General features: G+C 31.5%; 9 protein-coding genes. 2 read left to right on the top strand and 7 right to left on the bottom strand.

What is annotated here, in order from left to right; genetic code table 11:
• The 4 genes from HMPREF0077_RS00805 to HMPREF0077_RS00790 all read right to left on the bottom strand — a co-directional run.
• The coding region (locus HMPREF0077_RS00805; RefSeq protein ID WP_004835938.1) for a YerC/YecD family TrpR-related protein at positions 1-319 on the bottom strand (319 nt) is incomplete at its 3' end.
• Entirely contained in the window at positions 320-976 is a 657-nt protein-coding gene (locus tag HMPREF0077_RS00800) for a type 1 glutamine amidotransferase (protein ID WP_004835937.1), read from the bottom strand.
• Positions 973-2,304: a Mur ligase family protein gene (locus HMPREF0077_RS00795; protein WP_004835936.1), complete on the bottom strand. Its 1,332-nt coding sequence runs from the start codon at positions 2,302-2,304 to the stop codon at positions 973-975. Before HMPREF0077_RS00795 ends, HMPREF0077_RS00800 begins: the two co-directional genes overlap by 4 nt.
• A gap of 38 nt (positions 2,305-2,342) precedes the next feature.
• The gene (locus tag HMPREF0077_RS00790; RefSeq protein ID WP_004835935.1) at positions 2,343-2,612 is read right to left on the bottom strand and encodes an acylphosphatase; all 270 of its coding nucleotides are present in this window, start codon (positions 2,610-2,612) and stop codon (positions 2,343-2,345) included.
• Positions 2,613-2,736: 124 nt separating this feature from the next.
• Between HMPREF0077_RS00790 and HMPREF0077_RS00785 the strand changes: the two genes are divergently transcribed.
• Together HMPREF0077_RS00785 and HMPREF0077_RS00780 are read left to right on the top strand one after the other, a co-directional pair.
• On the top strand, positions 2,737-5,262 hold the full coding sequence (locus tag HMPREF0077_RS00785; RefSeq protein WP_004835934.1) for a heavy metal translocating P-type ATPase: 2,526 nt from the start codon (positions 2,737-2,739) through the stop codon (positions 5,260-5,262).
• The gene (locus tag HMPREF0077_RS00780; RefSeq protein WP_004835933.1) at positions 5,262-5,537 is read left to right on the top strand and encodes a metal-sensing transcriptional repressor; all 276 of its coding nucleotides are present in this window, start codon (positions 5,262-5,264) and stop codon (positions 5,535-5,537) included. Before HMPREF0077_RS00785 ends, HMPREF0077_RS00780 begins: the two co-directional genes overlap by 1 nt.
• 150 nt (positions 5,538-5,687) lie before the next feature.
• Here HMPREF0077_RS00780 and HMPREF0077_RS00775 read toward each other — a convergent pair whose 3' ends face one another.
• From HMPREF0077_RS00775 to HMPREF0077_RS00765, 3 genes are all read right to left on the bottom strand, one after another.
• Positions 5,688-6,176: a QueT transporter family protein gene (locus tag HMPREF0077_RS00775; protein ID WP_040349197.1), complete on the bottom strand. Its 489-nt coding sequence runs from the start codon at positions 6,174-6,176 to the stop codon at positions 5,688-5,690.
• 458 nt (positions 6,177-6,634) lie between these two features.
• The gene (locus HMPREF0077_RS00770) at positions 6,635-7,066 is read right to left on the bottom strand and encodes a type II toxin-antitoxin system HicB family antitoxin (RefSeq protein ID WP_004835931.1); all 432 of its coding nucleotides are present in this window, start codon (positions 7,064-7,066) and stop codon (positions 6,635-6,637) included.
• A 38-nt stretch (positions 7,067-7,104) separates the two neighbouring features.
• Positions 7,105-7,299: a type II toxin-antitoxin system HicA family toxin gene (locus HMPREF0077_RS00765; RefSeq protein ID WP_004835930.1), complete on the bottom strand. Its 195-nt coding sequence runs from the start codon at positions 7,297-7,299 to the stop codon at positions 7,105-7,107.
• Positions 7,300-7,570: the final 271 nt, after the last annotated feature.

Genomic DNA, 7,570 nt, shown 5'->3' with positions numbered 1-7,570 from the left:
TATCTTTGTTTTTTCCTTCTTTTAAATTCTTTTCAATTAGTCTTTCTAATACAATGTCGTAGCCATTTGAGCCATAATTAAGTGATCTATTAACTCTTGAAATTGTTGCAGTTGATGCACCGGTTTCTTCTTCTATTACGCTATAAGTTTTTCTAATTTTTAGAAGTTTCGCAACATGTAGCCTTTGAGCTATAGATTGAATTTCTCTAGCTGTACAGATATCAGTGAAGAAATCATAACATTGTTCAATATCATCTAGCATTAATACTGCTTCAAAAAATTCATCTATTTCCTTATTTCTTAATTTACTTTCTTTCATTTATTTATTTCTCCTATCTCTTAGAATATTAATTAAATCTTTGCACAAATTTTTGTTTTTTGCGAGTAAGGGACCATGAAGGTAGCTTCCAATAGTATTTTTATACCTAAATCCTTCACTCTTATCCTTACCATTATTACCATTACCCTCTATCACATAAGCAAAAGGCTTTTGTTTGGATCCTAAAAATGTTACTCCACCATGATTTTCAAAGCCAGTGTACAAATCATCTTCATTTAAAGCAGATCTAACTTTGATATTTCCTGTAAATCTGTGTTTGTTTTCCTGGTTGATTGTATAATGATCAAATATTCTCAGACCATCAATTTTTTTGTTATAGGCATCATAGTAATATTGGCCAAGTAATTGATATCCTCCACATATAGCTAATAGTATACCACCATTTTCAATGTAGGCTACTATAGAATCTCTTTTTTTTATCAAATCTTTTTGCACTATACTCTGCTCATAGTCCTGACCACCTCCGAAAAATACGAAATCATACTTTTTATAATCGAAATCATCTCCTAGGCTAATAATATCTACATTTGTATCAAAGCCTGCTTTTCTAGCTTCATGGGCAAAGGCCATTATATTTCCTACATCTCCGTAAGTATTTAACAAATTTCCATATAAGTGTGCTATATTTATAATCATAATAAATTCAACACCTCTCTTAATCTAAGCATAGCTGTATAAGTTGATAGAATATATACATTTTTAGACTTGCAATATTTAATTATTTCAATAATATCTTTCTCATAATCAAATTCTTTGATGTCAGAATCAAATATTTCTGCAATTTCAAGTCTTCTCTTCATATCAAAAGATCTAGTACCAGAAACATATATGTCTTTGATATCCATAGCCTTTAATTTTTCGTAATGAGAATCATAAATCCAACTAACATCTAAGCCATCGGCATAGTTATCATTTAAAAGACATATTAAACTAATATCTTTCTTATTTAATAATATAAGCTCGATGATTTGGTTAAGACCAGTAGGATTTTTAACAAGATTTATAATAACATTTTTATCTGCTATTTTTAAATTCTCTTGTCTACCAAAAACATTCTTCTGAGTTTTTAAGCCATCGTGAATTTCGTCATATGAAAGACCCATCTCCTTTGCTAAAGACAAGGCAGCTAAAGCATTATATATATTATATAAACCTCCAACTGAAATCTCATACTCTTCAGCACCTACCATAAACTTAGAAAAGTTACTTTCTAATTTAACAAGCTCATTAATTTCATATTTAATATTTTTAGAGCTAAAATTACAATTAGGACAAGTAAAATCTCCTAGAGAAGAATAATTTACTAATTTGTATTTTAAAATACTATTGCATCTTGGGCAGAGTATGCCATCTGAATTGTTTTCAGCATCGAGGATATAATCGTGTTGGATTTGATTTTTATCCCTAATAGCATAATAAACCTTATCGTATTTATCCATTTGTTCATAGGCAAAAATTGGTAAATCACCATTTGCTATTATCTTAGCTTTAGGCATTTCTTCCATGCCCTGCATGATTTTGTCAAATATATTATATATCTCACCAAATCTATCCATTTGATCTCTGAATATATTCGTAAATACTACATAGTCAGCTTTTAAGAACTTTGCAATTCTTTCCAGATTAGCCTCGTCTACCTCAAGAACTGCTACAGTTTCTATTTTCTTTGGGTTATCAAGAAGAGTTGTGATAATACCTTGAACCATATTTGAGCCAGATTCATTTGTATAGACCCTACTGTAATGTTGCCTTAAAATATTACTTATAAAATGAGTTGTCATGGTTTTGCCATTGGTTCCGGTTACAAAAATAAATTTTGTATTGGAAGATAACTCTTCTAGTATGTTTTTATCTAGTTTATAAGCTATATAACCAGGTAAAGACGTAGCTTTATGTTTAGTAATTCTAAGGCCTAATCTAATAAATTTTGCTATATTTTTTACTACTTTACTTTTTAAACTCATAGGTCTACTATATACCCAAAAATTAAATTACGCCATAGTCAAAATAATATTTCAAATGAATTTTCGTCATTTTTTATAGGGACTTCTATTATGTCCCTTGAGTCAATTCTTACAAATCGTTGATTAGAAATTTCTTCTAGGAAATTATCAATATTTTTTCTGCTTCCCTGAAGGTAAACTTCTACATCTCCATTATATAGATTTTTGACACTGCCGGTTAACTTGTAGGTATTTGCAATCCTTAAAGCATGGTATCTAAAGCCGACACCCTGGACCCTTCCTTTAAATATTATCTTTAATCTTTCCATTAGTACCTCTTTAATATACTATAACATTAAACATGCTAATTTGTAAAGTTTTTCTTTGCTCTTGACATAATTTTTGTAAAAGTTATAATGATAGTACACCCCCTATGGGTGTAGAGGAGGTTATATGAAAAAACGTTTTGATGTTAGTGGGATGACTTGCGCTGCTTGTCAAGCTAATGTTCAAAAGGCAGTGGAGAAACTAGGAGTTGATAGTGTTAATGTAAATCTCATTAGTGAATCAATGACTGTTAATTATGATCCTTCAAAAATTAATAAGGAGGATATTATCAAAGCTGTAGTTGATATTGGTTACGGTGCAAGGCCTAAGAATGATACAAATTCTGAAAATACAAGCTTAAAAGAAGTCGAAGAAATGTCTACAATTAATAGGCTTAAAATTTCTTTTGCCTTTCTCATACCGCTTATGTATATTTCTATGGGCGAAATGATAAATCTACCTATTCCTGGTATCTTTAAAGGACTTACTGGCGCAGTGAACTATGCTTTTGTCCAATTTCTATTAGCGATTCCTGTAATATTTATCAATCGTAAATTCTTTATCAGTGGATTTAAAGGGCTAATAAAGAAAGCTCCAAATATGGATACCCTGGTTGCTTTGGGTTCTAGTGCAGCTTGCATTTTTGGTATATTCGCTATAATGAGGATGTCATATGCTCAAGCTACTTCAGATTTTGATACTCTCATGCACTATAGGCATAATATTTATTTTGAATCCAGTGCGACAATACTAACCCTTATAACTCTAGGTAAGTATTTTGAAGCAAGAAGTAAGGGCGAAACAAAATCATCCCTTAAAAACCTAATGGAGTTAGCTCCAAAAAGAGCAAATATTATCAAGGATGGAGTAGAAAAATCTGTAGATGTTTCCGACTTGGTAAAGGGCGATATTGTTTTGGTTAGACCTGGTGAGGCAATACCTGTTGATGGAATTATTATTGAAGGTTCATCATTGGTTGATCAATCAGCTATTACTGGTGAAAGCATAGCGGTCAATAAAGGAATTGGCGATGAAGTTATATCTGCAAGTATTAATAAACAAGGTTCTTTTAAATTTAAAGCAAGTAGGGTTGGCGAAGATACGACAATCTCTCAAATTATTAGTTTAGTGAATGATGCTAATGAAACAAAGGCCCCTATTGCTAGAATTGCTGATAAAGTCGCAGCAATCTTTGTTCCACTTGTAATAGTGATAGCTATAGCTACATTTGTTATTTGGACTCTAGCTAGTAAAAACATAGAGTTTGCTTTAAATCTTATGATTGCAGTATTGGTTATATCTTGTCCATGTGCTCTAGGTCTTGCGACCCCTATGGCTATAATGGTTGCTACGGGAAAGTCAGCCCAACTTGGTCTATTATTCAAGAATGCAGAAAGTTTAGAGAATCTTCATAAGACAAATACAATATTATTAGATAAAACTGGAACAATCACTGAAGGAAAACCTGTTGTAACTGATGTCGCTACCGATCTAGATGAAAAAGATTTCTTAGAAGTTGCTTATAGTATCGAAATAAATTCTGAGCATCCCCTAAGCTCCGCCATAGTAGCATACGCCAAGGAAAAATCAGTTAGACAGCAAGAGGTTAATAACTTTAAAGCCATAAGCGGATTAGGTATTAGTGGACAAATTTCCGATAGGACATATCTTGCTGGAAATGAAAGGCTTATGACTGAAAATAATATATCCTTAGGTAAATACGAAAAACTGGCTTTAAGATATTCAGAAGAAGGAAAGACTTCTATGTATTTTTCTGATGGTGAAAAAATTATAGGACTAATGGCTGCTCAAGATATTCCTAAAGAAAGTTCGAGAAAAGCTATAAGGGAGTTAAAAAATCTTGGCTATGAATTAATAATGCTAACAGGTGATAATGAAAGAACAGCTGAGGCTATACGCAAAGATTTAGCCATAGACAAGAAATTTGCTCAAGTCTTACCCCAAGATAAGGATAAAGTTGTAAGAAAACTTCAAAAAGAGGGTAAGAAAGTAACGATGGTAGGAGATGGAATCAATGACGCCCCTGCCTTAGCTAGAGCAGATATAGGTGTAGCCATAGCTAGTGGTACAGATATTGCAATAGATTCTTGTGATGTTGTCCTAATAAAAAATTCCCTACTAGATTTGGTCGAATCTATCAAATTATCACAGATGACAATAAAGATAATAAAGGAAAATTTATTCTGGGCATTTTTCTATAATATCATCCTCATCCCTATTGCTGCAGGTCTCTTATATCCATTCATCGGTTTAACCCTAAATCCAATGTTTGCAGCCCTAGCTATGAGTATGTCATCTGTCTTTGTCTGCCTTAACTCTTTAAGACTTAGGTCCTTTAAAGCTAACAATAAAGAAGAAAAAAATAATAATGAAGAAAAAGAAGTAAATGAAAAGGAGATTAAAATGAGCGAATTAAATAAAATGATTGTAAAAGTTGATGGTATGATGTGTGAAAATTGTGCTAAGCATGTTAGTAAAGCCTTAATATCTTTAGCTGGTATAGAAAATGTCGATATTGACTTAGCTAATAAAGAAGCCTTGGTAGATTATTTTGGATCTATTAATGAAAAAGAAATATCAGATGCTATCAACGAAGCTGGATATGAATATAAAGGTATTGAATATAAATAATGCAAGCTGATAAAGCAAAAACTATCAGAAAACTTAAAACTGTTCGAGGTCAAATTGATGGTTTAATTAAAATGATTGAGGATGACAGGTATTGTATAGATGTTTCTAATCAACTCATGGCATCAATCTCAATCCTTAAAAACATTAATAAGGACGTAATGCAAGCCCATCTTGAGCATTGTCTCTATCAGTCATTAAACAGTGACGATAAAGAAGATATCAAAGAAAAAATCAAGGAAATAGAAAAAGTCATAGGAAAACTTAACAAGATATAATAGTTCAACATAAGCTAAGCTACTTTAAAATGATAATAGTAAATTCCAAAATAAAGGATTACTATTTTAAATTAAGCTACTATAAAACTATCTAATCTTGATGGAAAGACAATAAAACTCCCCTCTATCGCACAGATAGAAGGGAGTTTTTTAAAATTCCTTTATATATTTCATAAATCCATTATTTTTTTCTAGTATCTTAAATATTACTACACCAATGATACTTACCATTATGAATTCACTTGCCATAAATTCAAGAATCATAATTATCAAGACAGCATCATTTGCTAAAATAAAATATGTTCCTAAAGCTGGCACGATTACCATTAGCACTGGCCACAATGATGCTATAAATAGGCTTTTTGTTCTTTTTATAAGCTCAAAGGCTATTAAAGATGATAAAGTCCCAAATATCACATCAAAAGCAAGCATTGGTGAAAACATATTAGCTATAGCACAACCTAAAACAAGACCTGGAATAAATCTCTTGTTGTAGAATACTAGTAAGACCATAATTTCGCTAAAACGAAGTTGAATAGGTCCGTAAGAAGCCATAGGCAGTAATAAAGTTAGAACAGCATAAAGTGCTGCTACAAGTGCTGACTTTACTAAAAAATTAGTGTCTAAGTTATTATTCATTTTTTTCTCCTTGATATTTTTTATAATGGGTCCCAAGAAACATTACCTAACTATTATAGCATAAAATACACGTTTTGCAAATTATAGAATTTTATAATACACATGAAATAACATAGAATAACATATAATTTTTGACGGATTTTTGACGGAGATAAATTTAAGTATGTATAATGGAAGCAATTAAAAAGGGGCTGTTGCAGAATGAATAAATCGTACCATTATCGTTAGAAGAACCTCCACGGAAAGTCTCATAACGCCGACGGGCTAACCTCCTCCATCAGTAGGCAGGCACTAATATGCCCACCGGCAAGGAGAGGTAAAATTTCCTAAGAGAACCTTATAACGATGGTACGATGATTATTCATAGTTTTGTAACATCCCCTTTTCTATGAAAATAAACACTTCAGTTTTTAGTTGTTAAGCAGTAATATAGTAATCTTAGCTAAGTATCTATATTTTTAATTTATTTTTAGTTCTTTCCTCAAAGCTTCTTGTAATAGTAATGAAAAGTTTACATTATTCTCTATCCCAGCTTCGTTTAAATAACTTGGGATTGATAATGTCTTCTTTACAGTCTTAGTATTAGACTTCTTTACATAATCTGTTAAATCTAAAGATACATAGTTTTTAAAACTACCTTTATGTGAAAAATATTCTTTGTCATCTTCATCTATCTTTATTTCAATATCGTCTATACTAGATGACTTTGGCATTTCGTTAGGTTTCGTATAGTATTCAAATAGATATGCTCCTAAGGCATCCTGAGCCATTCTTAGAGCATCATTAACGCTATCGCCCCAAGATATACATCCTTCTAAGTCTGGAAATATAACTGTGTAACTTTCACTATCCTTTTCTTTTAAAAATATAGCTGGGTAATTTATAAACATATACTCACTCCTAATATTTGTTCTATGGTAAGGAGGGGCTATTTCAGCCCCGTTTGTTTTAGAATTACATGTTCTGTACCTTTAGGTAAATCTTTACCTCCATGGTCAGGTACAATTATAATCCTACCATTCTTAAAGTTTTTGAATTTCTTATGTGACCCATCACCAGATGGAATATAAGTAAATTCATTTTTCTTTAAGAGTTTAATCATTTGCTTTGACGTCATCGGCATATGATTACCTCCTTACACTATTATCATACGTACTATTACGTATATAATCAAGAAGGTTACTAGTATTTTAGAAATACTCAGCTAAGGTCTATATCAGATAACTTTTTATTTTTTACAGACGAATTGTCAAATCAAATGCAACACCTACGGTAAGAAACCAAATAGTTCTTCTTTAGGTGTTGTATATTCTATACATTTTCTAGGTCTATTATTCATTAATCTCAGGTTATTTCTTAAATCATCGATATTTACTTCTGATAAATCCATATCC

It is taken from the genome of Anaerococcus tetradius ATCC 35098 (assembly GCF_000159095.1).
Classification (GTDB): Bacteria; Bacillota; Clostridia; order Tissierellales; family Peptoniphilaceae; genus Anaerococcus; species Anaerococcus tetradius.
Note: the sequence above shows the minus strand (reverse complement) of the source record. Positions and strands in the feature narration are given on the sequence as shown.

Bases quoted from the DNA above. Each gene is read 5' to 3' on its own strand.
- HMPREF0077_RS00780 (WP_004835933.1), top strand. From the start codon at position 5,262: ATGCAAGCTGATAAAGCAAAAACTATCAGAAAACTTAAAACTGTTCGA.
- HMPREF0077_RS00765 (WP_004835930.1), bottom strand. From the start codon at position 7,299: ATGCCGATGACGTCAAAGCAAATGATTAAACTCTTAAAGAAAAATGAA.
- HMPREF0077_RS00800 (WP_004835937.1), bottom strand. From the start codon at position 976: ATGATTATAAATATAGCACACTTATATGGAAATTTGTTAAATACTTAC.
- HMPREF0077_RS00770 (WP_004835931.1), bottom strand. From the start codon at position 7,066: ATGTTTATAAATTACCCAGCTATATTTTTAAAAGAAAAGGATAGTGAA.
- HMPREF0077_RS00790 (WP_004835935.1), bottom strand. From the start codon at position 2,612: ATGGAAAGATTAAAGATAATATTTAAAGGAAGGGTCCAGGGTGTCGGC.
- HMPREF0077_RS00795 (WP_004835936.1), bottom strand. From the start codon at position 2,304: ATGAGTTTAAAAAGTAAAGTAGTAAAAAATATAGCAAAATTTATTAGA.
- HMPREF0077_RS00775 (WP_040349197.1), bottom strand. From the start codon at position 6,176: ATGAATAATAACTTAGACACTAATTTTTTAGTAAAGTCAGCACTTGTA.
- HMPREF0077_RS00785 (WP_004835934.1), top strand. From the start codon at position 2,737: ATGAAAAAACGTTTTGATGTTAGTGGGATGACTTGCGCTGCTTGTCAA.